This window comes from Shewanella litorisediminis (assembly GCF_016834455.1).
Classification (GTDB): Bacteria; Pseudomonadota; Gammaproteobacteria; order Enterobacterales; family Shewanellaceae; genus Shewanella; species Shewanella litorisediminis.
Genome location: NZ_CP069213.1, coordinates 3,345,717 through 3,371,772, shown reverse-complemented (window position 1 = coordinate 3,371,772; position 26,056 = coordinate 3,345,717). Strand labels below are relative to the sequence as shown.

General features: G+C 54.2%; 26 protein-coding genes. 18 read left to right on the top strand and 8 right to left on the bottom strand.

Annotation, left to right across the window (positions count from 1 at the left end):
- Positions 1-21 precede the first annotated feature (21 nt).
- Together cysC and JQC75_RS14890 are read left to right on the top strand one after the other, a co-directional pair.
- Positions 22-618, top strand: a complete 597-nt coding sequence (gene cysC, locus JQC75_RS14895) for an adenylyl-sulfate kinase (protein WP_203324822.1) — start codon at positions 22-24, stop codon at positions 616-618.
- Positions 619-1,222: 604 nt separating this feature from the next.
- Positions 1,223-2,416: a hypothetical protein gene (locus JQC75_RS14890; protein ID WP_203324821.1), complete on the top strand. Its 1,194-nt coding sequence runs from the start codon at positions 1,223-1,225 to the stop codon at positions 2,414-2,416.
- Between the two features lie 403 nt (positions 2,417-2,819).
- Here the strand turns inward: JQC75_RS14890 and JQC75_RS14885 are convergent, their stop codons facing one another.
- The 3 genes from JQC75_RS14885 to JQC75_RS14875 form a co-directional block, all read right to left on the bottom strand.
- Positions 2,820-2,999 carry a DUF2986 domain-containing protein gene (locus JQC75_RS14885; protein WP_203324820.1) on the bottom strand — a complete coding sequence of 60 codons (180 nt, stop codon included), beginning with the start codon at positions 2,997-2,999 and terminating at the stop codon, positions 2,820-2,822.
- Between the two features lie 176 nt (positions 3,000-3,175).
- A complete protein-coding gene (locus tag JQC75_RS14880) occupies positions 3,176-4,033 on the bottom strand; it encodes a TIGR03899 family protein (protein WP_239002019.1) in 858 nt (285 codons plus the stop codon).
- A 397-nt stretch (positions 4,034-4,430) separates the two neighbouring features.
- Positions 4,431-5,627 (bottom strand): MFS transporter, encoded by a 1,197-nt coding sequence (locus JQC75_RS14875; RefSeq protein WP_203327241.1) that lies wholly within the window; start codon positions 5,625-5,627, stop codon positions 4,431-4,433.
- Between the two features lie 232 nt (positions 5,628-5,859).
- Between JQC75_RS14875 and hemG the strand changes: the two genes are divergently transcribed.
- From hemG to JQC75_RS14860, 3 genes are all read left to right on the top strand, one after another.
- On the top strand, positions 5,860-6,396 hold the full coding sequence (gene hemG, locus JQC75_RS14870; RefSeq protein ID WP_203324819.1) for a menaquinone-dependent protoporphyrinogen IX dehydrogenase: 537 nt from the start codon (positions 5,860-5,862) through the stop codon (positions 6,394-6,396).
- The gene (locus JQC75_RS14865) at positions 6,393-6,929 is read left to right on the top strand and encodes a cytochrome b/b6 domain-containing protein (RefSeq protein WP_203324818.1); all 537 of its coding nucleotides are present in this window, start codon (positions 6,393-6,395) and stop codon (positions 6,927-6,929) included. Before hemG ends, JQC75_RS14865 begins: the two co-directional genes overlap by 4 nt.
- A gap of 141 nt (positions 6,930-7,070) precedes the next feature.
- Positions 7,071-8,735 carry a methyl-accepting chemotaxis protein gene (locus JQC75_RS14860; protein ID WP_203327240.1) on the top strand — a complete coding sequence of 555 codons (1,665 nt, stop codon included), beginning with the start codon at positions 7,071-7,073 and terminating at the stop codon, positions 8,733-8,735.
- Positions 8,736-8,885: 150 nt separating this feature from the next.
- Here JQC75_RS14860 and JQC75_RS14855 read toward each other — a convergent pair whose 3' ends face one another.
- Positions 8,886-9,869 (bottom strand): ion channel, encoded by a 984-nt coding sequence (locus tag JQC75_RS14855; RefSeq protein WP_203324817.1) that lies wholly within the window; start codon positions 9,867-9,869, stop codon positions 8,886-8,888.
- Positions 9,870-9,918: 49 nt separating this feature from the next.
- Between JQC75_RS14855 and JQC75_RS14850 the strand changes: the two genes are divergently transcribed.
- The 3 genes from JQC75_RS14850 (at position 9,919) to lysS (ending at position 12,790) form a co-directional block, all read left to right on the top strand.
- On the top strand, positions 9,919-10,158 hold the full coding sequence (locus JQC75_RS14850) for a hypothetical protein (RefSeq protein ID WP_203324816.1): 240 nt from the start codon (positions 9,919-9,921) through the stop codon (positions 10,156-10,158).
- A gap of 11 nt (positions 10,159-10,169) precedes the next feature.
- Positions 10,170-11,268, top strand: a protein-coding gene (gene prfB / locus JQC75_RS14845) for a peptide chain release factor 2 (RefSeq protein WP_203324815.1) whose coding sequence is annotated in 2 segments (ribosomal slippage) — positions 10,170-10,244 and positions 10,246-11,268 — 1,098 coding nt in all. Because the reading frame shifts where the segments join, the coding sequence is not laid out codon by codon here.
- Positions 11,269-11,287: 19 nt separating this feature from the next.
- Positions 11,288-12,790, top strand: a complete 1,503-nt coding sequence (gene lysS, locus JQC75_RS14840; RefSeq protein ID WP_203324814.1) for a lysine--tRNA ligase — start codon at positions 11,288-11,290, stop codon at positions 12,788-12,790.
- Between the two features lie 71 nt (positions 12,791-12,861).
- On the opposite strand, the gene JQC75_RS14835 is transcribed toward lysS, so the two are convergent.
- A complete protein-coding gene (locus JQC75_RS14835; RefSeq protein ID WP_203324813.1) occupies positions 12,862-13,803 on the bottom strand; it encodes a HEAT repeat domain-containing protein in 942 nt (313 codons plus the stop codon).
- A gap of 511 nt (positions 13,804-14,314) precedes the next feature.
- On the opposite strand from JQC75_RS14835, the gene JQC75_RS14830 reads away from it, so the two are divergent.
- The 3 genes from JQC75_RS14830 (at position 14,315) to JQC75_RS14820 (ending at position 17,594) form a co-directional block, all read left to right on the top strand.
- Complete coding sequence (locus JQC75_RS14830) at positions 14,315-16,321, top strand: TonB-dependent siderophore receptor (RefSeq protein WP_239002018.1); 2,007 nt, start codon at positions 14,315-14,317, stop codon at positions 16,319-16,321.
- Positions 16,322-16,513: 192 nt separating this feature from the next.
- Positions 16,514-17,359, top strand: coding sequence for an SPFH domain-containing protein (locus JQC75_RS14825; protein ID WP_203324812.1), 846 nt, complete (start codon positions 16,514-16,516; stop codon positions 17,357-17,359).
- A 7-nt stretch (positions 17,360-17,366) separates the two neighbouring features.
- A complete protein-coding gene (locus JQC75_RS14820; RefSeq protein WP_203324811.1) occupies positions 17,367-17,594 on the top strand; it encodes a type II toxin-antitoxin system antitoxin in 228 nt (75 codons plus the stop codon).
- A 59-nt stretch (positions 17,595-17,653) separates the two neighbouring features.
- Here the strand turns inward: JQC75_RS14820 and JQC75_RS14815 are convergent, their stop codons facing one another.
- On the bottom strand, positions 17,654-18,052 hold the full coding sequence (locus JQC75_RS14815) for a hypothetical protein (RefSeq protein WP_203324810.1): 399 nt from the start codon (positions 18,050-18,052) through the stop codon (positions 17,654-17,656).
- 354 nt (positions 18,053-18,406) lie between these two features.
- Positions 18,407-19,435, bottom strand: a complete 1,029-nt coding sequence (gene pyrC / locus JQC75_RS14810; RefSeq protein WP_203324809.1) for a dihydroorotase — start codon at positions 19,433-19,435, stop codon at positions 18,407-18,409.
- A gap of 183 nt (positions 19,436-19,618) precedes the next feature.
- On the opposite strand from pyrC, the gene JQC75_RS14805 reads away from it, so the two are divergent.
- Both JQC75_RS14805 and JQC75_RS14800 read left to right on the top strand, forming a co-directional pair.
- Positions 19,619-20,440, top strand: coding sequence for a cobalamin-binding protein (locus JQC75_RS14805; protein ID WP_476707507.1), 822 nt, complete (start codon positions 19,619-19,621; stop codon positions 20,438-20,440).
- Positions 20,441-20,574: 134 nt separating this feature from the next.
- A complete protein-coding gene (locus tag JQC75_RS14800; RefSeq protein ID WP_203324808.1) occupies positions 20,575-21,069 on the top strand; it encodes an energy transducer TonB in 495 nt (164 codons plus the stop codon).
- 118 nt (positions 21,070-21,187) lie between these two features.
- Here the strand turns inward: JQC75_RS14800 and JQC75_RS14795 are convergent, their stop codons facing one another.
- Positions 21,188-21,856, bottom strand: coding sequence for an esterase/lipase family protein (locus JQC75_RS14795; RefSeq protein ID WP_203324807.1), 669 nt, complete (start codon positions 21,854-21,856; stop codon positions 21,188-21,190).
- A gap of 98 nt (positions 21,857-21,954) precedes the next feature.
- On the opposite strand from JQC75_RS14795, the gene JQC75_RS14790 reads away from it, so the two are divergent.
- The 5 genes from JQC75_RS14790 (at position 21,955) to JQC75_RS14770 (ending at position 26,054) form a co-directional block, all read left to right on the top strand.
- Entirely contained in the window at positions 21,955-22,338 is a 384-nt protein-coding gene (locus JQC75_RS14790) for an MAPEG family protein (protein ID WP_203324806.1), read from the top strand.
- A 282-nt stretch (positions 22,339-22,620) separates the two neighbouring features.
- On the top strand, positions 22,621-23,877 hold the full coding sequence (locus JQC75_RS14785) for an efflux RND transporter periplasmic adaptor subunit (protein WP_203324805.1): 1,257 nt from the start codon (positions 22,621-22,623) through the stop codon (positions 23,875-23,877).
- A complete protein-coding gene (locus tag JQC75_RS14780; protein ID WP_157608342.1) occupies positions 23,861-23,998 on the top strand; it encodes a hypothetical protein in 138 nt (45 codons plus the stop codon). The genes JQC75_RS14785 and JQC75_RS14780 overlap by 17 nt, the downstream gene beginning before the upstream one ends.
- A gap of 45 nt (positions 23,999-24,043) precedes the next feature.
- On the top strand, positions 24,044-24,736 hold the full coding sequence (locus tag JQC75_RS14775) for an ABC transporter ATP-binding protein (RefSeq protein ID WP_203324804.1): 693 nt from the start codon (positions 24,044-24,046) through the stop codon (positions 24,734-24,736).
- Between the two features lie 10 nt (positions 24,737-24,746).
- The gene (locus JQC75_RS14770) at positions 24,747-26,054 is read left to right on the top strand and encodes an ABC transporter permease (RefSeq protein WP_203324803.1); all 1,308 of its coding nucleotides are present in this window, start codon (positions 24,747-24,749) and stop codon (positions 26,052-26,054) included.
- The last annotated feature ends 2 nt before the right edge of the window (positions 26,055-26,056 follow it).

Here is a 26,056-nt window from a genome sequence, read left to right as displayed (position 1 = left end):
GGGCAGAGGCAAGGAGAGAAAATGAATCATATTGTGTGGCACCAACACGCCATCACCCACAGCGAACGTGCCCGGCAAAAGGGTCATCGCGGCGCCATTCTCTGGTTTACCGGCCTCTCCGGTGCCGGCAAGAGCACCCTCGCCGGTGCTTTGGAAGCCGAACTCTTTCGCCGCGGTCTGCACTCGTATCTCCTGGATGGCGACAATGTGCGCCATGGTCTGTGTAAAGATTTGGGCTTCAGTCTTGAAGACAGACGGGAGAACATCCGCCGTGTGGGCGAAGTCGCCAAGCTGATGCTGGACGCAGGGCTATTGGTACTCTCGGCCTTTGTCTCACCCCAGCGGGCGGAGCGGGATCTGGTGCGCGCCCTGGTGGGCGAGGGGGAGTTTATCGAGGTGCACGTGGCTACGCCGCTCGATGTGTGTGAATCCCGCGACCCCAAGGGCCTTTACCAGAAGGCCCGGGCTGGTGAGATTAAAGATTTTACCGGTATTTCTTCGCCCTATGAGGCACCTGTGAGTGCGGAGTTGGTGATTGATACCAGTGAGGGTGACCTGGATTCGCAGGTGGCGAAGTTGGTGGATTATTTGATTAGTGGTGGGTATATTCCTGCCTGATTGAGCATCAGGGGGCTTTCTCGTTAGCCGAATGCTCTGGTGCTGAATGCCAGTTTTGGCGGCTAAAGTCTGATTGATGGCTAGCGCCGCAAAGTCTTAATCTCTGTTGCTTTTTAAGCAACCAAAGTCGTGGGGCTTCACCCCACACCCGAGGAAAGGGGGCAGTATCGACTTGCCCCCTTGTCCAATCCCCCAGCGACCCGCGACGAAGCGGACGACTCCTTCGGGCCTTTGCTGAAAATCGGCTAACGCGCCAGACGCTCATCCCTGATTCGACTGGCGCTGCTTCGGCGAAGCACATCCCTGTGCTTCACTCCCCGCTCGGCTATCCTGCCTCGCGCTCGTAAGCTTATCGCTTTGCGATACTCGCCCATGCCTCGCTACGCCATTTTCAGCAACACCCTCAGCCGCTTCGAGCGGGATATAGTACTGTGCAATCCTCAGCCAAAGAGTTATGGGGGGCTCACGCTAGTGGATGGAATTCACAGACTTATGTAGTATAACGATATTATAATTTTAAAGTTATTTCTGATTTAAATAGCTCTCAGAAAGCTAAGGAATTTGGATATGGATATTTATAAAAAATTAGATATTTCTCATATTGATGATGAGCAAAAAAAAGAATTTATTTATTTCACATCTTGATTCTTTGCTTAAAGAGAAATCATCTAGAACTTATGGTTGTGCCGAATTCATTGGTGATGACTTCGTTAACTCTACGAGAATTGAGATACATTTAGAAGAGGAAGTCGGTAATGTTTTTATTCAGATTGTCAGTTCTGAAGATGGAGAGCTTAAGGAATTAAGATACTCATGCATAGATAGTGAAAGGGTAAACTCTTGGCTGGATAGCGTTATAAATTCTTCACTGATTAATGCACTTGGTGATAAAAAAAGGAAATATTACAGGGTTTTCCTTTTTGCATACTTTGGTGCAGCGTTAGATGGGGAATACTGGATAAAAAATGTAAGAATAGCTCCTGTTCGAACTGAAAGTTGTAATGAAATTATGATTGATGTTGAACGGTTTTTTTCAGTGGAATTTGAGTTGGATGCAATTGATGAATTAGATGCGGATGCTCGTGGATTGGTAATTGCGGAGAGGCATGCTGCACGACTATCGTTACTGTTAAATTTGGGAGCTTATAGACCATTGCAAGAGCATCGGTGGTTTCTTGCAGATAATCCGTTAGATAAAAGTGAACTCAGAACAACAGGATTTTATGGGCATTTTTATGCAAGGACTAAAATGCCAAAGAAAAATGAACTACATAACTTAGGTAAGTTTGATGAAAATATTTTCAAAACTTTCCTATCTGTGGGAGGAACAATTAAGTTTCCTCAACAAGCTAGAAAGGTTTTCAGGGCTTTGGATAAATGTGAAGATCGCGTCAGGACTGCATTTGATTCCTGCTGTCTGTTATACCAGTTGTCACTTACCTCAGGTCGTTATTCTCCAACTGTTCAGCTATCATATATGGTAGCTGCCGTTGATGCTCTTTCTGATTGTGAAAGTGATGAACTTAGTAACTTTGGGAGCTTTGTTCGGTACTATTCGCAACCTCAAGGAAAGATTGACCATCTTATTGATTTTATGCATGGCAGTGTTAGATCATCTTTCTTTCATGCAGGTAGGTTTGCTGGTGGAGAATATCAATATGAACGACTATCAACGATCAGGTTTAATGATCCAATTAAGTGGACTAGAGAACATAACTTTCGAGAGTGCAAGAAGTTACTTAGATTTTCTATCTGTAACTGGTTAATTTTTTTAATAGATAAACATTGTGCTGAATAACTATTTATACAGTCAGGACACCCTAAATACTTTCTACTATTAATAATTCGGGGCAGAAATACTTCGGTGCTTGCGGATTTGCACTAGCCCTCCCCATCGAAGCCGCTTTGGGTGTTGGGCTGAGTGAAACGGGTAAGCTGAGGCATGGGATGCTGAGGCAGTGACCGTCGAGCTGGGAGCGAGTTGGTCGCGGTAGCCGTTTTCAGCCCATAAGGCCAAAGTGCTCGGCTTCGTCGGGGCGGCATGGGAGATCCAAGAGGGGATTGCTGTAGATCCCCTCTTGGCCGGGTGAAGCCTGGAAGGCTTCGATTTCAGTCGCTTGCAAAGCGACAAATTAGCGAAGCTCTGCTAAGTGCAACTTGGCTTTATTCAACCAATCGACGCTTGTTGCTAGTGTGCGTAATCACTCAGTGGGACTTGCGACACTGTCAGCCGACACAACAGTTCCCTCTGCTGCCAGCAGCTCCAATCGCTCCCGTTCTGCTTTGGAAACGTACTTGGGTTTATTGCTGCCGTGGAGCTTGGCTTTCTTCTTTTTGTCTTTGGCAATCAGGGTCTGATTGATTTTCTTCTTTCTGTTCATAGGCGGCTAATGGGTGGCGGCTCTGTGGCTGCTCAAGCTGGGCTGTGTAAAAAGACGGCGCACTATAGCAGCAATTGAAAGCGGGTTAAACGCCTCGGTATGTCCGGTGATGCCCAGTCCGCGGCACCTGAGAGGCGACAGCCGCGCCTGGGTTGGCTGGTGTCTAAGCTGCCAATTCAGCTTACGTCAAAATCCTTGGCCAATATGCCTTTCAGGATGGGGCCGAAGTTTGACTCCCCATGGGGGCGTACCAGATGGGCGAGTTCATCCCCCACGGTGGAAAAACGGTAGTAGGAAAGCAGCAGGTGGCCGTGGCGTGGGGTGAGCTTAAGCTCGGTCTTGGGCAGCATCAGCGCGAAGCTGCGTTTGGGCTCCAGTTCGCCGGTTTCAAATTCGGTGCTGTGAAGTATGCCAAGGTCCATCAGGGTGACCAGCGCCGAGTAGGGCAGGCCGAATTGGGACAGGGGCAGGGTAACAGAGGAGGATTTTCGAAACAGCTGGCCGATACCGCCGGTGACCCGGTAGCCGGAGAGGATTTTCAGCCTGTCGTCGCTGCCAACGCGCACCGCAACGGTGAGCGCTTTCTCCAGAGTTTGGGCCTCGCGCCAGGTGAGGCGCCTTAAGGTTTCCAAGGTTCTCAAGCTGAAGTTGCCGGGTTCGGTCAGCTCTTTGGCCAATATGCGGGCCCACAGCTCCTGCATGCGGCGGTTATGGATTTGCTCCGCCATCTGAAAAAACTGATACAGCCAGTCAGGGTCGGGATCGGCGCCCACCATGTCCGATGGCGTATACTTGAGCGCCAGGGTATAGATAGACTCCACGTTGGCCTGATGCTGTGCCGCCATCTTGCGCGCCCGGTGCGCTGCGCGCTCTGCCACCGACGCATTGGAGGGGCGATAGCCCTCTTCACTGGCAAGCCCCAGTATGCGACCCAGCAGCAACGCCTTGCGCCTGGCGGAGTTATCGCTCTGGCTGCTGCTCGGGTTGCTGGTTGCGGTCAGGCTGAATTCTGGCTCGTTGTCGGTGTTACTCATGGGCTCGTCTCTGCATTCTGAGCTTGGCTGCTCTTTATTGTTATAGGTTGCTCTTTATTGTAGTGGGCTGCGCTTGATTGTCATAGGCCGGGTTCGATTGCGCACTCAGGCCCGGCCTCTGTCAGTTGCGGCTTTCGCGCCAGTGCGCTTTTACTCGGCGCTTGTTAATCGGCGCTATTACTGGCTTTGGGTACTCGACTCTTGCTACGCCCGGCTCTCTATTCTCGACTCTTGCTACGCCCGACGCCCGACGCCCGACGCCCGACGCCCGACGCCCGACGCCCGACGCCCGACGCCCGACGCCCGACGCCCGACGCCCGACTCCCGACTCCCGACTCCCGACGCCCGACTCCCGACTCCCAATTCCTGATGCCCAATTCCCGATTCCCGCCCCCCGTTACTCGGTGCGGGGCGCCAGGGCCTTGGCCGGAAACAGGACTTCGTTGCCGGGGGCTGGGTGCCTTGGCACGTTCAGCGACAGCAGCAGGGAGCATACGGCCATGGCGGCACCGATATAAAATACCGCCGCATTGGACTCAAGCCACAGATAGCCCAGCAGTACCGGGATCACCACGGCAGCAATGTGGTTGATGGTAAAGCTCACCGACATACTGGCGGCGATATCCGGCCGGTCAGCAATCTTCTGGAAATAGGTTTTCATGGCGATGGCCATGGCAAACAGCAAATGGTCAATCACATACAGGGCCGCGGCAAAGTGGGCGCTTTCCACCATGGCGTAGCTCACGAATACCCCAATCAGGCCAACATACTCAAGGCACAGGGCATTGCGCTCGCCGATACGGCCAATCAGGCGGCCGATAGCGGGGGCAAACAGCAGGTTGATGACATAGTTAACCAAAAACAGCGCGGTAATTTCGCTGACGCTGTAATGGAATTTCTCCACCATCATAAAGCCGGCAAACACCACGAAGATTTGCCGTCTGGCGCCGGAGAAAAAGGTCAGTAAATAGTAGAGCCAGTAGCGGCGGCGCAGTATGACCTTCTTGTGCTGCACTTCACCGGTGTCGAAACGGGGAAAGTAATGCCACAGCGCCAGGGTCATCAGGCAGCCCAGACCACCCACAAAGGCATACATCCACACATAATCGAGCTTGAATACCGTCATCAGCAGCCAGATGCTGCCATAACCCCCAAGGGCCGCGGCGGCCTTCCACGACAGCGCCTTACCCATAAAGCCGGCGGTCTGTTCCTTATCGACCCATTGCAGGGTGAGGGATTGGTTGAGGGTCTCGTAGTAGTGAAATCCCACCGACATCAGCACAGTGGTGAAATAGAGGCCCATCACCGTTGGCAAAAAGCCTGTGATGGCGACCCCCAGGCTGAGCACCAGCAAGGATAGGAGGGCAAAGGACTGCTCACGGATAATCAGCAGCACAAAGATGGCGGTAAAGGCGAGAAATCCGGGGACCTCCCTCAGGCTTTGCAGCATGCCGATTTCGGCACCGCTGAAATGGGCACGCTCGATAACAAAGTTGTTCAGCAGTGCCTGCCACACGGCAAACACCATGGACATAATAAATGTCATCCAAAGCAGCAGCCGCTGGGCCTGTTGCCCCTCACTCCCTGAAAGCATGTTAATACCGGTGATAACAGAAGATTTTGGCATGTTAAACCCTGGCACCCCATTTGGCTACCGGCCAAATTAAGCAACTTTTGAAGTAGCCCGCGAAGGCACAAATGTGAGGCAGTTGGAATTTAAGCATCCGGGTCAGTAGAGTTCCCATAGCCCGTGATCCAATTCAATAAAAAATCATGCACTTTGGCCTATCATCGCCTAAAGCCCGAGCAACAATGGCAGGTAAACCGTGAGCAAAACTCTCATTCTTTTTTCTACCGTCCATGGTCAAACCCGCAAGATTTGCGATCGCATTGCCGAGGTGATGCGCGGCTTTGACCACGAGGTGACACTGCTGCCCCTGGAACAAGCCCCCAGCCTGGAGGGGTTCGATAAGGTGGTGCTGGGAGCCAGCATTCGCCATGGCAAGCACAACAGCGCCGTGTACCAATTTATTGAGCAAAATCTGGACGCGCTGCAAAGCCGTGCCGGCGCCTTTTTTTCGGTCAGTCTGGTGGCCCGCAAGCAAGCCAAGAACACCGCCGCCACCAATCCTTATATGCAGGACTTTTTAGCCAAATCCCCCTGGCGCCCGGAATTGCTGGAGGTGTTTGGTGGCAACCTGCACTATCAGGGATATAGCGCCATGGACCGAAACATTATTCGATTTATCATGTGGTTGACCAAGGGACCAACCGACCCCAATACCAAGGTGGAGTACACCGATTGGCACAAAGTTGATACCTTTTCCCGCGAGATAGCGTCTATGGAAATTTTATCCCGATGAATGGCAACCCCGGGGGCAATGGCCTGCAACGCGTGTGGCAGAAACTGCAACCCAGGTTGCATCTGATGGTGCTGCTTCCTGTGCTGCCGGTGCTGCTGACAGCGCCTTTTTTATTGCTGGGACGCAGGCTCAGGGACAATGCCTCTTTATGGGATTTACTGCATGTGTATCTGGGGCTCTTGCTGGTGCCCATATCCTTGCTGCTGCTCATTTCCTGTGTGGTGCAGGGGCGCTGGCGGCAGTTTTTTCCGCTGTGGGGCAGCGATGCCCTGCGTCAGGACATAAAAGCGCTGGCCTCGGCCAGGCTGCCCAAGGGCGGTGGCAGTGGGCTTTTCAGCTTACTCGAAGGGCTTTGTGCCCTCTTTTTGGTGGCCGTTGCCCTGACCGGGCTTGGGTGGTATTGCACCGAAGGCAGCGCCGAGGCCTTGAGCTGGCGCGCCTGGCACAAGGACCTTGCCATCGGCTTTGTGGTGCTGTTGGCGCTGCACGTGCTGGCGGCCTTATCTCACCTTGTGGACTTTTTCCGCCAATAAGCCGTTCTTTACTCCCTACTTGCGCTGCTGACAACAGGGTATTGAACACGCCACTATCAGCCTCGAGTTGTAGGGCTATACTCAACACATATAAATCCCGGCACCGAGAGCTTATCGAAGGAGCGGTATATGTCCATATCCATGTCTAACTACAGTCTGAGAAACAAACTTTTGCTTTTGGCTATGGTGCCTTTGGTGCTGATCCTCACTGCGGTGATGAGCTATTCCTGGCAAGTCGAGAGCCAGGCTCTGGACGACTCGGTTGCGCTGTTTCAGGAGAAGCTGGTTAATGAGCGGCAACAACAGCTTCAGGAGGCTACCCAGATTGCCCTGGCGGTGGTTGCCCATCAGGTCAGCCTGGGGCAAAACGGCAATATCAATGATGCCCTGCGGCCGCTGAGATTTGGCAGTGCGGGCTACTTCTTTATCTACGACTATCAGGGGGCGAACGTGTTCCATGCCACCAACCCGGCATTGGAAGGTACGCCACAGATTGGTATGACGGATCCCCAGGGAACCAAGATAGTGGTGGGGTTGATTGATGCGGCCAAACGCGGCGGCGGCTTTTTTAACTACGTGTATCCCAAGCCCGGGGTCGAGGGGCTGGTGGTTAAAATCGGTTATGCTGCACCCATTCCCGGAAAAGACTGGCTCTTGGGCACAGGCGCTTATCTGGACGACATAGATGCCGCGGTTGAAGCCTACTCCCAGAGCGCGCGTCAGGCCATGTTGGAAAAGGCTGTGGCCATCTTTATGATGTCGCTGGTACTGGCCTTTATCACCCTGGTAGCCATTTGGAGTGCCGCCCATCGGATGGTGAAACCCATTCGAGCCATGGTCGACAGCCTCAACGATATCGCCCGGGGGGAAGGGGATCTCACGGCGCGCCTCAGCGTTCGCGGTGAGGATGAAATTGCCGAGCTCGGTACTGCCTTTAACCAATTTGTGGACAAGCTGCAGGGCATTATCCGTGATGTGGCCGATACCACGGGGCGGGTAAAGCAGGCCGCCGTTGATATAGACCGCCAGACCACAGAGATGGCCAGTCAGCTCAACAGCCACAACAATGAGACCGATCAGGTGGTCACCGCCATCACTGAGATGTCGTCCACCGCCGCCGAGGTAGCTCAAAATACCACTCAGGTGGCTGAGGCAACCCAGGCCGCCACCGGCGATGTGGCGAAAGCCCAGGCCTGTGTTGACAGTTCGCTGACGGAGATTTCGAACCTGATGTCACAGGTCAACGATGCCGCGGCCAATATTCAGTCGTTAAGTGAACAGTCGCAAAAAATCAATTCTGTGTTGTCTGTGATTGGCGGCATTGCCGAGCAAACCAACTTGCTGGCGCTGAACGCGGCCATTGAGGCGGCGCGGGCCGGTGAGCAGGGCAGGGGCTTTGCGGTGGTGGCCGACGAGGTGCGAAATCTTGCCAGTCGAACCCAGGCAAGTACGCTTGAAATCAATGAAATGTTGACCGACCTGCACCGATTGGTGTCATCGGCGGTGAAGACCATGGAAGAGAGCCAGCACAGTTGTCAGCGTTCGGTGGAAGCTTCAACGGCCATTTCAGAGAGTCTGGGTTCTGTGACCAGCGCCGTTACCGCCATTAATGATATGAGCACCCAGATTGCGGCGGCGGCCACCGAGCAAAGCTCTGTGACCGAAGAGATTAACCGCAATGTGTATGCCATTCAGGAAATCGTCAATGCCCTGCTGGCCTCCAGCCAGGAGGCGCGCTCTGTCAGCCGCACCGTGTCCACCGAAGGAGCGCAGCTCGCCACCCTGGTGGGGCAGTTCAAGGTGTGATTGTGTGTTAGCGTGAAAAAGGCACCTTCGGGTGCCTTTTGGCTTAATGGGGATGGGGGAATTGTGAATGGTGAATGGGGAATGGGGAATGGGGAATGGTGAATGGGGAATGGGGAATGGGGAATAGGGAACGGCGTTTTCCAGCGCTGCTCAGCGGGTCATTTTCTTTACGAATACCACCACGAATAGGGCGATGGTAAAGCTGCCGGTGAAGGCTTCGATGGCGGCTATCAGGCGGGAAAAGCCTATGGGGGTAAAGTCGCCGTACCCCAGGGTGGTGAATGTCACAACCGAGTAATATATGCAGTTAAAAAATAAGTAAAAATTCATCATAAAGGTGTTTTCTTGCCTGAACACATGTATGTTGCCGCCGTAGCTCAGGCCAGTGAAAAAATAACAGATGGCGCAAATGAGAATGAGCACCATGGAAAAGCCGATAACCCGCCCGGGGGATTCGCCATAGCCGCAGAAGAGGTCGATTATCTTTGAGGTCAGCCGGGCCCGGGAATACTTGGGCAACTGGTGGCGGCGCATGGTCAGCTCGCGCTGAATAAAATGCCCGCCCATGGCGAACAGGCCTTCGCGCTCGGCGGCCTTGCGCAGGTCGCGGTAAATTTCTTCTGCCTGCTCGAAATAATCCAGTGCAATTTCCATCTCACCCACCCGCTCGGCCTCCATGGCCATGCGTTCTTGCTTGAGCAGTTTGCCGGTATTGATGTTTTCAATTTTGGCGCCCATCCACTTTATACCAAGCAAATTGGTATTAACCAGATTGGCGCAGTGAACATTGGCCTCCCGCAGATCGGCCTTCATCAAACTGGCGCTTTCCAGATTGAGATTAAACATGTGAGCGCCGTTCAGATTAGCCCGGTACAGTTCGGCATGGCTCATGTCATAGCCGGTTTTGCTGTGGTGTTTTACCAGGTCGATACCGGCAAGCTCGGCACGTTTGAGATGCACGCCCCTGAGCATACCGCCCTTGCGGGCATATGCTTCGAGTTTGGCTTTGTCGTCAGGGCCATCTTTGGTGATGCGGGGGTCATGCCAGTAACACAGACCACTGGGACCTGCGGGTTCCGAGCATGAAAATCCTTCATCTTCGTGATAGCAGCACACGGGTATTTTCTCGTCCATGTCAACAGTATAGACAGGCGCTGCGACCCTGCCAGAAGGGGGATTATGCTTGTTCCCCAACGGGCTGTGGCCATCGATGGGCGTGGTGGGCGATGATAAGCCCGGCCCGGTTGGTGCCCGCTATTTGATGGCTTACCACATCAGGGTGCAAGAGTGCGGCAGAATCAAGGGGATTGCAGAGGGAAAAATGGTACAAAAAGCCCCGGACAAAGCCGGATGCTTAACTGGTAACCAGGCGGTCACTTTGGTAGAATACGCCGTTATTTTTTCCGTTATCCAATCGATTTAAGTTGAATCACCATGTTTGAAATCAATCCGGTTAAATTCAAAATTAAGGAGCTGGCCCAGCGCACTATGCTCCTTAGGGGGTATCTTTGACTACGACGCCAAAAAAGAGCGTCTGGAAGAAGTTACCCGTGAGCTTGAGAGCTCAGATGTCTGGAACAACCCCGAGCGTGCTCAGGCACTGGGCAAAGAACGCGCCAGCCTGGAGAATGTGGTCAAGACCATAGACACTCTGGATTCGGGTCTGGAAGATGTGGAAGGCCTGCTGGAACTGGCTGTTGAGGAAGAAGACGAAGGCACCTTTGAAGATGCCAAGGCCGAGCTCGATGAGCTTGAGAAGAGCCTTGAGGATCTGGAGTTCCGCCGTATGTTCTCCGGCCCACAGGATCCCTCTGACTGTTACCTGGACATTCAGTCCGGCTCCGGTGGTACCGAAGCCCAGGACTGGGCCGAAATGGTGCTGCGCATGTACCTGCGTTGGGGTGAAGCCCACGACTTCAAACCTGAATTGATTGAAGTGTCAGACGGTGACGTGGCCGGTATCAAGAGTGCCACCATCAAGTTTACCGGCGAGTATGCCTATGGCTGGCTGCGCACCGAAACCGGTGTACATCGTTTGGTGCGTAAGTCGCCATTCGACTCCAGCGGCCGTCGTCACACCTCGTTCTGCTCTGTGTTTGTGTATCCGGAAATCGATGATGACATCGAGATTGATATCAATCCGGCCGATCTGCGTATCGACGTTTACCGCGCCTCGGGTGCCGGTGGTCAGCACGTAAACCGGACAGAATCTGCGGTACGTATTACCCACTTGCCCACCAATACCGTGGTGCAGTGTCAGAACGACCGCTCACAGCACAAGAACAAAGACACCGCCATGAAGCAGCTGAAAGCCAAGCTTTATGAGCTGGAGCTGCAAAAGCAAAACGCTGAAAAGCAGGCCGCCGAAGATGCCAAGTCTGACATCGGCTGGGGTAGCCAAATCCGTTCTTATGTACTGGATGACTCCCGTATCAAGGATTTGCGTACCGGCGTAGAGACCCGCAACACCCAATCGGTGCTGGACGGCGATCTGGACAAGTTTATTGAAGCCAGCCTTAAATCCGGGCTGTAATTTACTGCGAGAAGAGACGATGACTGAACACATCCAAGACGAGAATAAGCTGATTGCTGAACGTCGTGCCAAGCTGGAACACGTCCGCAAGAACTGCCCAGCCAATGGTCACCCGAACACCTTCCGCCGTAAACACAAGGCCGCTGAACTTCAGGCACAGTTCGGTGACAAGACCAAGGAAGAGCTGGAAGCCCTGGGTTTCCAAACCGCCATCGCCGGCCGTGTAATGGCCAAGCGTGGCCCCTTCCTGGTACTGCAGGACGTATCCGGCCGCATTCAGGCCTATGCCGACAAAGGCGTACAGGCCGACTTGAAAGACCGTTATGCCGGTCTGGATATCGGTGACATCGTCGGCGTGGAAGGCACCCTGCACCTGTCCGGCAAGGGCGACCTCTATGTGAACATGGAGCGCTACGAGCTGCTGACCAAGGCGCTGCGCCCACTGCCTGAAAAGTTCCACGGTCTGACCGACCAGGAAACCCGCTACCGCCAGCGTTATGTTGACCTCATCGTGAACGAAGACTCACGTGAAGCCTTCAAAATGCGCTCAAAAGTGGTTGCTGCTATCCGTAACTTCATGATCAAAAAAGAGTTCATGGAAGTTGAAACCCCAATGATGCACGTGATCCCAGGCGGCGCCTCTGCCCGTCCTTTCGTCACCCATCACAATGCGCTGGACATCGAAATGTACCTGCGTATTGCCCCGGAGCTGTACCTGAAGCGTCTGGTTGTGGGTGGTTTTGAGCGTGTGTTCGAAATCAACCGTAACTTCCGTAACGAAGGTCTGTCGCCACGCCATAACCCGGAATTCACCATGATGGAATTCTATATGGCCTACGCCGATTACAACGACCTTATCGATCTGACCGAAGAGATGCTCTCCAGCATCGCCAAGGAACTGCTGGGTGACACCAAACTGCCTTACGGCGAGCACGTGATTGATTTCGGCGGCCCATACACCCGTATGAGCATGCTGGAAGCCATCAAGCACTACAACCCGGACAACGCCACCATCCAGGCCATGACCTACGAAGAAGTGAAGAACATCGACTTCATGCGTAAGCTTGCCAAGGACGTGGGCATCGAAACCGAATCCTTCTGGAGCTGTGGTCAGCTTCTGGAAGAAATCTTCGGTGAGACTGCCGAGCCCAAGCTGATGCAGCCTACCTTCATCACCGGCTACCCAGCGGACATTTCGCCTCTGGCCCGCCGCAGCGATGGTAACGACTTCATCACCGACCGCTTCGAGTTCTTCATCGGTGGCCGTGAAGTGGCCAACGGCTTCAGCGAGCTTAACGATGCTGAAGATCAGGACAACCGTTTCAAGGCGCAGGTAGAAGCCAAGGACGCCGGTGACGACGAAGCCATGTTCTACGATGCTGACTTCATCACAGCGCTGGAACACGGTCTGCCACCCACTGCCGGTCAGGGCATTGGTATCGACCGTCTGGTGATGCTGTTTACCAACACTCACACCATTCGTGACGTGATCCTGTTCCCGGCTATGCGTCCTCAGGCGTAAGCTGTGTGAACAAATAAAAAACCGGCCAACTGGCCGGTTTTTTTATGGGTTTAATCTCTGTATTCCGTGGATTACAGGTACAAACCAATCAGCATGTTGCCCCAGTCTTTTTCTTTGCTGTCTTTGAAGCTTGACTGTACGTCACGGATAAAGCGGTTGCCCTCTTCCAGGTTCAGGTCGGCAATGGCTTTGACGGCCATGGCTTTATCTGACCAATTGTCGGCAGTGGCGAACACGCCTTTTAGGGTTTCCAGTTCTTCTTCGGCATCGAGAATACCCAGAGAAGAAATGGCCGCCAGGCGCACATATTCTTCGTCTGACTTGAGCAGTTCTTTCAGGAAAGGCACGGCAGTTTTGTTGTTGCCAAAACCAAGCTGATACACATCCAGATAATCATCTGATTGTTTGGTCTTGGCTATCAGTGCATTCACATCATCGTCTGAAATCTGCTGCTGATACACCAGCGCATTCACCTTGGCGGCAAATTCTTTTACCAACAGCGACAGAGGTTCGTTCAGGGTTGGCTCGATGATTTCATCGAAGCTCCACACAGGTACCTTGCCGCGTTTAACGAACACTCCCACCCGCTTGATGCCTTCTGGCGTATGCACGTCGGCACTCAGCATGGTGAAGGTGATGAAAGGGGTATAGGCATTGGTGCGGTGGTTACGCATCGCCAGCTTGAGCACATCGACTTTGAGCGGCGCTGCGACGGCGCTTGGATTGATCCCCCGGGCCGCCAGCTCTTTATCCGTGTGTTCCTGCAAAAAGGCCACGGGTGCAAGGGGCGCCTTATTGAGCTTCAGCTCGGCCGGGAGTATGCCATAGCTGAAGGTTTTCTTGTCGCTGCGCATATCGACAAGTTGCAGCGGGGAAAACTCATTGGTGGTGGTTTTTGCGTAGCCAGCGTTGGAAGGGGCTGGCGTCTTTACCTGATACGAAGAGGGGGCACAGCCACCCAGGAGCGCTGAAGTCAACGCAACAGCAAGCAGGCGCTTAATGGGGAAAGTCATCTTATTCATTCCTTTGTTGTAATTTCCTGCAACTTTTTCCCGCTGCAGGGGATGGGGAGTCACACTTTATCATTAGGTTTCCACCGGGCAAGAGGGAATGCGTACATTTGTTGCCTTTATGTTGATTGCTTTGGCTCTCGAGTGGCTATCCTGATGGCACGTCGCCATTGTTTATGGCCTGCATCCCGGGTGAATTTCAGGTCAATCACCACAGAAGTCTTCTTTACAATCTTCATGATTTCAGCGGTTTGTAAATTTCTTATTTTGCAATTGAGAATTATTCTCAAAATGATAATCTCCCGACGATTTTAACAGGGTTACTCATTCGGGGGATGTATGAAAGCGACTAAGCACCAAGGCTATTCACTGCTGTGGCTGGCGATGTTGGCTTGCTGCAGAAAAGGTTCAGGCAGACGCACAGGTTGAAAAGAAGGCGACACCAGAGCAGAGCGAGTTATCCGATGCCAGGACTGCGGATGAAACGGAAAATACCGACATCGAGCGGATCCAGGTGTTGAGCAGCCGCGGCCTGATTTCCTTTGTCAGTGCCTCTGCCAGCAAGAGCAATGTACCCGTGGTCGAAACCCCTGTGTCTGTGTCTGTGCTCACCGAAAAGCGCATTACCGATCTGGGCGCCGAGACACTGCAGGATGCCCTGGGTTACGTGGCCGGTGTTTACAATGGCCCCTACGGCATGGACTCCCGTGGCGACTGGTCGCAAATTCGCTCGGTGGCGCCGGTGAGCTACCTCGATGGTTTGCAGCTGCTGTTTGGCAACTACAACAATGCCCGCCCCAATCCTTATCTGTTGCAACAGGTTGAAATTCTTAAGGGCCCTTCGTCTGTCCTCTTTGGTCAGGGCAGCACCGGTGGCATAGTCAATATGGTCACCAAGCAGCCCACGGCGGCGCGCAGCAACGAAATCTGGGCCCAGCTCGGCAATTATCAGCGCAAGCAGCTGGCCGGTGACTTTACCGGCGCTTTCGATGAGGATGCCAATGTACTCTACCGCCTGACTGCGCTGGTGCGCGACGCCAACAGCCAAACCGAGCACGTGGCCGACGATGCCTTCTTTGTGGCGCCTTCCGTCAGCTTTTATGTGACCGACAATACCAGGCTGACCCTGCTGACCTATTTTCAGGATAATCACACCGGATCCAGCACCCAGTTTTTCCCCCACGAAGGCACCCTGTTACCGGCCAAATACGGCCAGATCCCCAGCGAGCGCTTTGTCAGCGAGCCGGGATGGGACAGATACGATACCCGGCAGCACTCGGTCACCCTGAAGCTGGAGCACGAGTTTGAATCCGGACTTCAGCTCAACTGGGCAGCAAGGCAAATGGACTCCAGCGCCGAATACCGCACCCTGTATGCCTGGCCGCCCAAGTTTCAGGACAACAAGCGCGAGTTGCTGCGCTCTGTGTACCTGAGCGACGCCAGCGCCAGTGCCTTCACCACAGATCTTCAGCTCCACGGTGAGTTTGACACCGGGGCCTTAACCCACAGGGTCACGGTTGGCACCGACTATCAGGATGTGGTGACAGATAACGACAGCGCCTATCTCTCCGGTCAGGGTGGTTTGATTGATGTCTACCAGCCTGTGTATGGGCAAGTCACCCTGCCCGGTGATGAGGTTATCAGGGATAACCCCAGTGCCAGCCAGCGTCAGCTGGGCCTATATGTGCAGGACTCCATGCGCTGGAATGACTGGGTACTCAGCCTGGGACTCAGGCACGACAGTCTGGATGTGAAAAACACCGCCGGCATTAAGACATCACCTTCGGCCACCACCGCCAGGGCCGGGCTTATGTATGCCTTCAGCGGCGGCATTTCGCCCTATGTCAGCTATTCCGAGTCGTTCAATCCCATCGCCGGGGTGTCCAAGTCCGGTGAGGTGTATAAGCCAAGGGAAGGTCAGCAGTGGGAGGGGGGGATTAAGTATCAGCCGGAGGGGACTGAGCACCTTATCACTCTGGCCGGCTATCGCATTGTAGAGTCCAATCGGGTGACTCAGGATACGCCGGATGCCATGAGTCAGCTGGGTGAGGTGGAAATTCGTGGTATCGAACTTGAGGCGCAGCTTGAGTGGGAACACTGGGATCTGTACGGCAGCTATGCGTACAGCGACTCTGAAATCAAGGTCACCGACAAGCTGTACGAGCAGGGCGCGCGTTTGGCCGCTATGCCGGACAATATGCTGTCTGTGTGGGCAACCTATCGGCCTGATAATTGGCTGCCGGGGCTCAAGATGGGCCTGGGCTATCGGTATGTGGGGCAAACGTCAGATGGCAGCGTGGATGTGCTGTTGCCGGATGGCAGCTATGCCCACAGGGCTTTGCAGACAGATAGCTATCAGATGTGGGATATGATGCTGGGCTACGAATGGGAGAGTTGGGATATGACGCTCAATCTCGATAACCTCAGCGACAGAACGGTTATCACCAGTTGCCTGGCGCGGGGGGACTGTTTCTACGGCCAACAGCGCCAAATCACGGCGAACGTGAAATACCGATTCTAGTCAGCATTCACCACCATAAAAAAGCACGGAGTAAACCGTGTTTTTTTATTAAAAACAGCTAATTGCAATTTAATTTATTGGGCAGCGCTTCGTTATTGGCGGGTTTCTGACACAAGATTTACAAATTGCTGATTGATCTTTTTTTAATCATCTCTAAATTTGATATCAAAGTGATATCAATTGGAGTGAATCATGGTACAAGAAAAACGTGGATTTTCCCTCAGTGGCTATCTGGTGTTTGTGGTGCTTATCGCCCTGCATCTGGTGTTTTTTGCCATGATGGCGACAGGCCCTCAATATGGTGGCGTGATAGGTAATGTATTGACCGCCCTTTGCTGGCCTGGCTTTTTTATGGTGCAGCCCAATCAGGCCAAGGTGCTGACACTGTTCGGCAGTTACGTGGGCTCGGTGAGAAACACGGGGCTGCGCTGGACCATCCCCCTCTTTGCCAAGCGCACCATATCCCTGCGTATCCGTAACTTTGAAAGCGCCAAAATCAAGGTGAACGATAACCTGGGCAACCCCATCGAAATCGCCACGATAGTGGTCTGGTCGGTTACCGACAGTGCCGAGGCGGTATTTGAGGTGGATGATTACGAAAGCTATGTGTCTATTCAAAGTGAAGCGGCGCTTCGCAACATGGCCAGCAGCTACGCTTACGATCCCCAGGATGAAAACGAAGTGGCACTGAGGAGCCATCCCCAGGCGATTGCCGATAAGCTCAAACAGGAAATCCAGGAGCGTCTTGGCCGCGCCGGTGTCACAGTGCTGGAAGCCCGTATAAGCCACCTGGCCTATGCCCAGGAAATTGCCAGTGCCATGTTGCAGCGTCAGCAGGCCACCGCCATCATCGCCGCCCGGGCCAAAATCGTTGAGGGTGCCGTGGGCATGGTGGAAATGGCACTGGAGCGGTTAAAAGCCCAAAACGTGGTGGAGCTGGATGAAGAGCGCAAGGCGGTGATGGTGAGTAATCTGCTGGTGGTACTGTGTGGCGATAAGAGTACTCAGCCTGTGGTCAATACCGGCAGCCTGTATTGAGGCGCCTATGAGTAAGAAAGCCTACCCCTTGCGGATAAGCAGCGATGTACTGGCAGCCATGCAACGTTGGTCGGACGATGAGCTTCGAAGCCTCAATGCCCAGATTGAATATGTGCTGCGGGATGCGCTGGTGAAAAGCGGCCGGGTGAAACTGGTGCAAAAGGTGGTGGTGGAAGTGCAGGCAACTGATGAGTCTGACGATCCAGCAACTAAGGAGCAAACAGCTCCCAAATAGTGGCAGGTTCAGAATCCATTAAAAAGGAAGCGCAGCGCTTCCTTTTTTATTTATCCCCTTCAGAGGCGCTGACTGTTGCTTTGCAGCTCCAGTCGTATGCTCCCGGACAGGTTATGGACCCACTTGTTGTAGTTTCTGTGGATACTGCCTTCATCAAAGTCGAGATTGGCGCTGTCTTTGTAATGAATGGAATAGCTTTGCTGGCTGAAGGGAATCAGCACGTTGGCGCCGTGACTTCGCACCGATATCTGGGCTTCAATCAGACCGGGCTCCACCACCCGTGACACCCAGCCCCGTTTGCGGGTGGCAGTCAGAATGCTTTGCTCGACCTGCTCCAGCGGCATGGTGGCACCGGAGCGGCTCACTGGCACCAGCAGATTGTCGAGTTCCAGTACGGGCTTACTGGTACAAGCGCTCACCAGACACAAGGCCAAAATCGTACTTACCAGCAATCTCATGTTTTACCCCATCTTTGTCGGCGAAATTTCAGGATTTTGCCGCTGCCAACCATCACCCGGGCAGGGTAGCAGAATGAGCTGAACCGCAGCTGACCTGCCGTGTGGTTTTGACCGGCTTTTCCTCGGGTTGACGGGGATTTGTACGGGATTGTTAACCCGCGCTGATTTTTGGTTTGCCAAGCGCCGTCTTACATCCAATCCTGACCCATGGCATTTGCGATAACGCCGAACGCTCTGCCAAAACTGGTGCTTCGCTTTTGAGCGAGCCGGCTTAACTCAACAATAGAAAAAGCCGCATGATCGCGGCTTTTTATTAACAGCCTGGTGGCTGCCAAGGGTCTGACAGAGGCACCGTCAGTCTTCGACTTTCCAGCCAATGATTTCACCGGCACGGATAGGCACCACAGTGGCGCCGCCGAGGGGATAAGACTCGGGCACCTGCCAGGGGCTTTTCACCAGGGTGACTGTGTCTGCATTGCGGGGCAGGCCATAGAAGTCCGGGCCATTGAAGCTGGCAAAGGCTTCCAGCTTGTCCAGTGCGCCTTCAGCCTCAAAGGCTTCAGCGTACAGTTCCAGTGCCGCGTGGGCAGTGTAAGAGCCTGCGCAGCCACAGGCGGCTTCTTTTTTGTCTTTGGCATGTGGCGCCGAATCGGTGCCAAGGAAAAACTTCTTGCTGCCACTGGTGGCCGCTGCCAGCAGGGCCTGCTGGTGGGTGTTGCGCTTAAGGATGGGCAGACAGTAGAAGTGCGGGCGAATGCCGCCGGCCAGCATATGGTTGCGGTTGTACAGCAGGTGATGAGCTGTGATGGTGGCGGCGACGTTATCACCGGCTGACATCACGAAATCCACCGCATCCTTGGTGGTGATGTGCTCCAGCACTATCTTGAGGCCGGGGAAGTCTGCCACCACTTTGGAGAGAATATTCTCGATAAAGATACGCTCACGGTCGAAGATATCGATAGCAGAATCAGTGACTTCACCGTGTACCAGCAGCAGCAAACCTTCTTCTTCCATGGCCTTGAGCACGCCATAGATGTTCCTGACGTCGGTCACGCCGGAATCTGAGTTGGTGGTGGCACCGGCAGGATACAGCTTGGCGGCAACTACCTTGCCGGAGGCCTTGGCGGCGCGGATTTCATCCGGGCTGGTCTTGTCGGTGAGGTACAGCACCATCAAAGGTTCGAAGGCGGTGCTGCTGTGGGCCTTGATACGCTCGTAGTAAGCCATCGCAGCCTCTGTGTTGGTCACAGGTGGCACCAGATTGGGCATCACAATGGCGCGGCCCATGTAACGGCCGGCGTCGCGCACTGTGTCGGCGAGCGATTCGCCGTCGCGCAGGTGAATATGCCAGTCATCGGGGCGGGTGAGAGTCAAATGAGTCATAGGGTGTTCTTCTGCTGTGAGGGTGGGCAGATTTTAAGTATCGCGGTCTCAAAGGGCAAGGCGGGAAGGGAATTATCCCTGCTTCTCGGGTATCCACCTTTGGCAGACTATGCCACCTGTGGGCTTTGGGCTATAGTGCTGGGCCAAGCCCAAGGAAGATAAAAATTGGAGAAGCCATTGAAAATCCTGTCGTATTTTATAGTGTTGCTGGCACTGACTCCTCAGCTTGCCCTGGCTGAAGCGGGGCGCGCCGAGCGCATTATTGCGCTTTCTCCCCATTCGGTGGAAATGCTCTACGCCATTGGCGCCGGTGATGCCATTGTTGCCACCACGGATCATGCCGATTATCCCGAGGCGGCCAAAGCCATTCCCCGCATCGGCGGCTATTACGGTATTCAGATGGAGCAGGTGTTGGCACTGAAGCCGGATTTGATAGTGACCTGGGAAGGGGGCAATCGCGCCGAAGACCTGGAGATGCTGAAGAAGTTTGGCTTTACCCTGTTCCACAGCAATCCCAAGACCCTGGAGCAAGTGGGGCAAGAGCTGCTTGCCCTGGGCAAATTAACCGGCAGGGAGGCACAGGCGCAGCAGGTAGCCGATGACTATCTTGCCCGGCTCGGTGCTATACGTCAGGAGTATGCCGCCAAGCCCAAAGTTCGGCTGTTTTATCAGCTGTGGTCACAACCTCTGATGACGGTCGGAAAAGGCAGCTGGATTGAGCAGATTATCCAAACCTGCCATGGTGAAAACGTGTTTCTGGACACCCAGGGCGACTACCCTCAGGTCAGCATAGAAACGGTATTGCAGAAGACGCCCGAGGTGATTTTACGCAGCCAGGATGAGGGCAATATCAACGGCATTGACTGGCAGCAGTGGCCAGAGGTACCAGCGGTAGCCAAGGGCCACATCTATGCCCTTGATGCCGACCTGCTGCACCGCGCCGGCCCAAGGGCAATTGATGGTGTGGAGGTGCTCTGTCAGGCGTTGGATAAGGCGCGTCAGTAGGGCAGGTGAGTCCCACTTGCAGGGGGTATTCTCCATGCTCTGGTTCATTTGATATGTCGTCCTGACGAGGGTGATGATTTTACTCGGTAACAAGTTTGACCAATTGTTGTGTTTTTGTGCCCAAGCTGTTAAGTTTGAAGCAGTTTTTAATTTTCTCAAAACAAGGAAGTTGGCATATGCGCAAAAGCTATTTGATTGGCGTTGGACTCTTGGTACTGGCTGGCTGTCAAACATTGGATACCAATCCCTATAAGCCGGGATATAAGGACCTCACAGCGGAAAGGGATGAGCGGGGTTCTTATTGGAAAGCCAAGAAAATGGTGACGCCAAGCTATCCAAGGGAAGCCGTGCGTTTAAGCAAAAATGGCTGTGTTCAGATGGTGGTATCCATCAATGCCGAAGGCAAAGTTGATGGTTATCAGATAAAAAACTCCTATCCTGAAGACATGTTCGTTGGCAGCATGGTGAATGTTATCGGTAAATGGGATTGGGCACCTGCAGCGCACAATACTGAAAAGATGCCGGCCGTTCAGGACCTTTATTTTGAGTTTAAAATGGAGCGGGAAGGTAAAGAGGCGAAGAACGTAGCTGAGGCCAAAGCCGCCTGCGAAAAGATAGTCCTTTCTTAGCATTTGAACCACCAGAGTGCCACCGGAGCAAGGTCAATAGCTTAGGTGGCATTTTTGTTTGTGCCGCCCATCGTTATTACCCAGGTACAGCAGTACTGAATCCTGATGGTGATGAACGCTAAGTTATCAAGCCTGAGCTTCGCAGCCGCGCAATGATGAGCCTTCCCATGGCAGGGCTGGATGGCAGCAGCGTGTGGGGCAATGGCAGTGAAACCAGCTCACACAGGGGATTATTGCGCTGCCAGGGCGCCGTAACCTCGGAAACAGACACCACGCCATCGTTTTCTTCGCCGTAGAAGGGCGGCAGTTTGGCGCCCTTGGCGCCGGTGGGCATCCCCCCTGTGCCTTTGATGACAGTGCAGGGGACGCCCGCTGAGGTGGGCTCGCCAATGGCCGCCATGCGCGGCCCACTGCCAAGCAGTTGTCCTGCGTCACCACTGAATAATCGAAACAGGGCGTTGGTTTTAAGCTTTATGGCCAGCCTTGCCGGTTGCACCGGTGAGCCGAGCAAAAAGACGTGAGACGGCAGCTGGGGCTGTGGGGGTGAAGCACTCAACAGAGTGCGGATGATAACCCCGCCCAGTGAATGACCTATGAGTATGTAGGGTTCATCGGCAGGCAGTCGGGCAATTTGTTTGCCAAGGCGCCTTACAATTGCATCCACAGGCTCCGCAGCGGCCAGATAGCCGAGGGTCTGGCAGCGAATACCTGCCCGCCGTAAGGTGGCGAGCATCGGGAACCCGGACAGTGGGGTACGACCCAATCCATGGACAAAGATGGCATGCATGGTCCGCCTCCTGAATATTCCCTTGAAGCCTTTGTTTTTAGCTGGCTAAATTATCGATGACAAATGAAACCTTCTTCATCCTTTAAGCGGGAGCTTACATGACAACCTTGCTCGTGTGTTTATTGATTTCCATGTTACTGCCTTATCTGGCCAAGGGGCCTGTCGCTGTGGCCATGGCTAAAATGGGTGGCTACGATAACCACCATCCCCGCAGCCAGCAGGCCAGGCTCGAGGGATTTGGCGCCAGAGCCCTGGCAGGCCATCAAAATGCCTTCGAATCTTTGTTGATTTTCGGCCTGGCGGCGTTGGTGGTGATAGCTACAGATAAGGTCAATGGCACCGCAGAAGTGGCCGCTGTGGTGCATGTGATTGCCCGGGTGGGCTATCACCTAGCGTACCTGTATGACCAGGACAAGCTGCGATCCGGCCTGTGGTTTGTGAGTATGATCAGCTGCTTTACGTTGTTTGCCCAGGCGTTCTGATTCGGGCGTCCCCGCCAATATTTTTGCCTCTTTGCAGCCATTGAGCCCGGATAATTAAGTTTGTACGGGCTCTGTGTTTTCTGGCCGGACAGGGCGTTAAGGGGCGCGGACACTCACCCTTTAAAGCGGACACTTTACATTGTCCGCGGACACTCGTTGTAAAATAAATTGCGCGTATCTAATTGAAAGATAACCAAAATGAGTTTTGGCACGCTATTTGTTTTACTCCCTGCATCATATGTTTCATCAGCCAAGACCGGACACACCGGCGAAGGACAAGGCATGATCAGGGATACCAGCGGACAAGACAGAATTATGGCCCCAAACAAGTATCGTCGTATCGGGTGGATTGCAGGCAGTGTGGCGCTGTTTGCCATCGCGGCCGCCTGGGCCATGGGTAACAGCGGCATCTCTGCCGGGCATTCCGTCAAGCGCAGTGAGATGGTGACCGCTACCATCACCCGCGGCACCCTGGTGCGTGACATCGTCTCCAACGGCAAAATCGTCGCTGCCAATGCGCCCGTCATGTATGCCAGTGCCGAAGGTATGGTCACCCTGTTGGCCAAACCCGGTGACACAGTATCCAGAGGCCAGATTCTGGCGACCATCGACAGCCCCTTGCTCACCAATGCGCTGGCCCAGGAACAGGCCCGTCTGGCGGGGCTGGAAGGCGAAGTAGAGCGCGCCACCTTAAGCGCCCGCCGCGAGCAGCTCAGTGCCCGTCAGGTGCTGGATACCGCCAGGGTAGAACTCGACGCCGCCGAGCGTGAGAGCCGCCGTGGCGACTTGCTCATTGCCAAGGAACTCATCAGCCGCATCGACTTTGAAAAGGTAAAAGACGACTACAAAAAAGCGCAGCTGCGGTTTGACCATGCCGAGCAGGAAGTGGCGCTGATGGCCGACACCCAGGCGTTCGAGCTTAAAAACAAGGCGCTGGAGCTTAAACGGCAACAGCTGGTGGTGGATGACCTGCGCCGTCAGGTGGCGGCTCTTGAAGTTGTCGCCCCTGTGGATGGCATTATCGGCAACTGGCTTACCGAACAAAAAGCCCGTCTAAGCCGCGGCCAGGCAATCCTGACCGTGGTCGACTTGAGTGCCTTCGAAGCCGAATTGGCCGTGTCTGAATCCTACGCCGACGAACTGGGGCTTGGCATGGCGGTAGAGCTGGACCTGGGCGGCCTTAAAACCACGGGTACCCTGGCCTCCATCTCACCGGAAGTGAGCCGTGGCGAAGTCCTCACCCGGGTGCGTTTTGATAACGCTGATGGGCTGAAACTCAGACAAAACCAGCGGCTCAGTGCCCGTATCCTTCTGGAAAACTTAGAAAATGTACTCATGGTGCGCCGTGGCAGCTTTGTCAGTGATGGCGGTAATCATGTCTACCGTATCGAAGGCGATATCGCCAGCCGCACCCCCATCAAGCTTGGCGCCCGCAGTGTCAGCCACGTGCAGGTGCTTGAAGGCGGCCAGGCCGGTGATGAGTGGATTATCTCCGGCAGCGACAAGATGAAGCAGGCCGAGCATGTCAGCCTCTATTGAGCCATCTGAAATGAAACAAAGACGCCTGGGTTGGATGATTGCACTGTTGATGTTGGCCCTTGCCATGGCCTCGCAGTGGCTCGCCACCAACCCGGCATTGGGACTGATGTTGCTGCGCTGATGCGGCAATCCAAGCAAAACAGATTAACGAGTAAGGAAGCGAACCATGTTAACCATGAAGAATATCAATAAATTGTTCCGTACTGACCTGGTGGAGACCCATGCGCTGCGGGACTTTAACCTGGAGGTGGCCGAAGGGGAGTTTGTGGCCGTGACAGGACCTTCAGGCTCAGGGAAAACCACCTTTTTGAATATTGCCGGCTTGCTGGAGAATGCATCCGGTGGCGAATACTGGCTCGATGGCGAGAACGTGGCCAACCTCAGCGACAGTGCGGCTGCCAGGGTTCGAAATCAGAAAATTGGCTTCATTTTTCAAGGTTTTAACCTGATTCCGGATTTGAATCTGGCTGAAAACGTGGAGCTGCCCCTGCGTTACCGTGGCTTTGGCAGCAGCGAGCGCAAGCGCCGGGTGGAGCAGGCCCTGTCCCAGGTGGGACTGGCTGCCAGACAAAAGCATCTGCCATCGCAGCTATCAGGTGGTCAGCAGCAGCGGGTGGCCATTGCCCGCGCTCTGGCTGGTGAGCCCCGCTTTTTGCTGGCGGATGAGCCCACGGGGAATCTTGACTCCCTCATGGCCCGTCAGGTGATGGAGCTTTTGGAAGATATTAACCGCCAGGGCACCACCATCATCATGGTGACCCACGATGGCGAGCTGGCCCGCCGCGCCGCCCGCAATATCCAGATTGTGGATGGTCAGGTGTGTGATTTCCTCAGCAGCCGCGCCGTGGTTAACGGTTAAGGGGGGAACCATGTTCAGTCACTATTTGGATCTCGCCTGGCGCTCGATTCGCAAGACGCCCATGATGTCGCTCTTGATGGTATGTGCCATCTCCTTTGGTATCGGCATCACCATCATGACCCTCAACGTCCATCAGGTGATGAGTGCCAATCCTGCCGGTGAGCGAAGCGATAAGCTGCTGGGTGTTCAACTCTGGACCCAGGGACAGGATACCTGGCGGGACTACAGCCCCATTCTCACCTACCAGGATGCGATGAGCCTGAGACGCGGCACTGTGCCCGCGCGCCAGGCGGCCATGTTCCGTACCGGCAAGGCGGTTACTACGGACAATCCGGATATAGAGGCCGAAATGCAGTCCGTCCGGGTGACTGACAGTGACTTCTTCGCCATGTTCTCTGTGCCCTTTTTATACGGCAGCGTGTGGGATAAGGCGGTGGATGAGATGCCCGAGTACCTGGTGGTGATTGGCAAGGAGCTAAACGACAAGCTCTTTGACGGTCGCAACAGCGTGGGTGAAACCCTGTATCTGAATGCCAAGCCCTACCGTATTGTTGGCGTTACCGATAGCTGGTCACCCAAACCCAGATACTATGACCTCACCACCGGCAGCATGCAGGATGCTGAGTTGCTGTTTGTACCTTTCTCCCTGACGCCGATGGAGGAGTTCGAGGTATGGGGCAACACCAATGGCTGGAAGTTTGAACCCATGCGGACCTATGAGGACAGGATGGCATCGGAAAAAGCCTGGTTGCTGTTTTGGGCCGAGCTGGACTCGCCCGAGCAGAGAAAGGCCTTCCAGGACTATCTGAATGCCCATGTGGACAGTCAGCAACAACTGGGGCGTTTTACCGACAAGAGCCGTGACTCCTGGGCCAGAACCATGAACGTGGCTGACCTGCTGGAGTTTCATAAGGTGGTGCCCGAAGATAACAAAATCCTCATCGGTCTCAGCCTGCTGTTCCTGCTGGTGTGTCTGGTGAACATTCTTGGCCTGATGCTGACCAAGTTCCTTAAGCGGGCTCCCGAGGTGGGGGTACGCCGCGCTATCGGGGCCAGCAAGCGGCAGATCTTTGCACAGCACCTGGTGGAGGTGGGTTGTATTGGTGCAATAGGCGGTGCCCTGGGGTTGCTGTGGGCCTGGGCGGCGCTGCAGTACCTGGCCAACAAGTTCTTCCTGCAAGAGGCCATGACCCATCTTGACCCCAGCATCTGGGTGATTGCTCCCACCATTGCCATTGTGTCGGCGATGCTGGCCGGTATGTATCCTGCCTGGGTGATTTGCAAAACCAAACCCAGTGTTTATCTCAAGAGCCAATAAGG

Bases quoted from the DNA above. Each gene is read 5' to 3' on its own strand.
- cysC (WP_203324822.1), top strand. From the start codon at position 22: ATGAATCATATTGTGTGGCACCAACACGCCATCACCCACAGCGAACGT.
- JQC75_RS14890 (WP_203324821.1), top strand. From the start codon at position 1,223: ATGATGAGCAAAAAAAAGAATTTATTTATTTCACATCTTGATTCTTTG.
- JQC75_RS14885 (WP_203324820.1), bottom strand. From the start codon at position 2,999: ATGAACAGAAAGAAGAAAATCAATCAGACCCTGATTGCCAAAGACAAA.
- JQC75_RS14880 (WP_239002019.1), bottom strand. From the start codon at position 4,033: ATGAGTAACACCGACAACGAGCCAGAATTCAGCCTGACCGCAACCAGC.
- JQC75_RS14875 (WP_203327241.1), bottom strand. From the start codon at position 5,627: ATGCTTTCAGGGAGTGAGGGGCAACAGGCCCAGCGGCTGCTGCTTTGG.
- JQC75_RS14865 (WP_203324818.1), top strand. From the start codon at position 6,393: ATGAATGGCAACCCCGGGGGCAATGGCCTGCAACGCGTGTGGCAGAAA.
- JQC75_RS14860 (WP_203327240.1), top strand. From the start codon at position 7,071: ATGTCTAACTACAGTCTGAGAAACAAACTTTTGCTTTTGGCTATGGTG.
- JQC75_RS14855 (WP_203324817.1), bottom strand. From the start codon at position 9,869: ATGGACGAGAAAATACCCGTGTGCTGCTATCACGAAGATGAAGGATTT.
- lysS (WP_203324814.1), top strand. From the start codon at position 11,288: ATGACTGAACACATCCAAGACGAGAATAAGCTGATTGCTGAACGTCGT.
- JQC75_RS14835 (WP_203324813.1), bottom strand. From the start codon at position 13,803: ATGACTTTCCCCATTAAGCGCCTGCTTGCTGTTGCGTTGACTTCAGCG.
- JQC75_RS14825 (WP_203324812.1), top strand. From the start codon at position 16,514: ATGGTACAAGAAAAACGTGGATTTTCCCTCAGTGGCTATCTGGTGTTT.
- JQC75_RS14820 (WP_203324811.1), top strand. From the start codon at position 17,367: ATGAGTAAGAAAGCCTACCCCTTGCGGATAAGCAGCGATGTACTGGCA.
- JQC75_RS14815 (WP_203324810.1), bottom strand. From the start codon at position 18,052: ATGAGATTGCTGGTAAGTACGATTTTGGCCTTGTGTCTGGTGAGCGCT.
- pyrC (WP_203324809.1), bottom strand. From the start codon at position 19,435: ATGACTCATTTGACTCTCACCCGCCCCGATGACTGGCATATTCACCTG.
- JQC75_RS14795 (WP_203324807.1), bottom strand. From the start codon at position 21,856: ATGCATGCCATCTTTGTCCATGGATTGGGTCGTACCCCACTGTCCGGG.
- JQC75_RS14790 (WP_203324806.1), top strand. From the start codon at position 21,955: ATGACAACCTTGCTCGTGTGTTTATTGATTTCCATGTTACTGCCTTAT.
- JQC75_RS14785 (WP_203324805.1), top strand. From the start codon at position 22,621: ATGATCAGGGATACCAGCGGACAAGACAGAATTATGGCCCCAAACAAG.
- JQC75_RS14780 (WP_157608342.1), top strand. From the start codon at position 23,861: ATGTCAGCCTCTATTGAGCCATCTGAAATGAAACAAAGACGCCTGGGT.
- JQC75_RS14775 (WP_203324804.1), top strand. From the start codon at position 24,044: ATGTTAACCATGAAGAATATCAATAAATTGTTCCGTACTGACCTGGTG.
- JQC75_RS14770 (WP_203324803.1), top strand. From the start codon at position 24,747: ATGTTCAGTCACTATTTGGATCTCGCCTGGCGCTCGATTCGCAAGACG.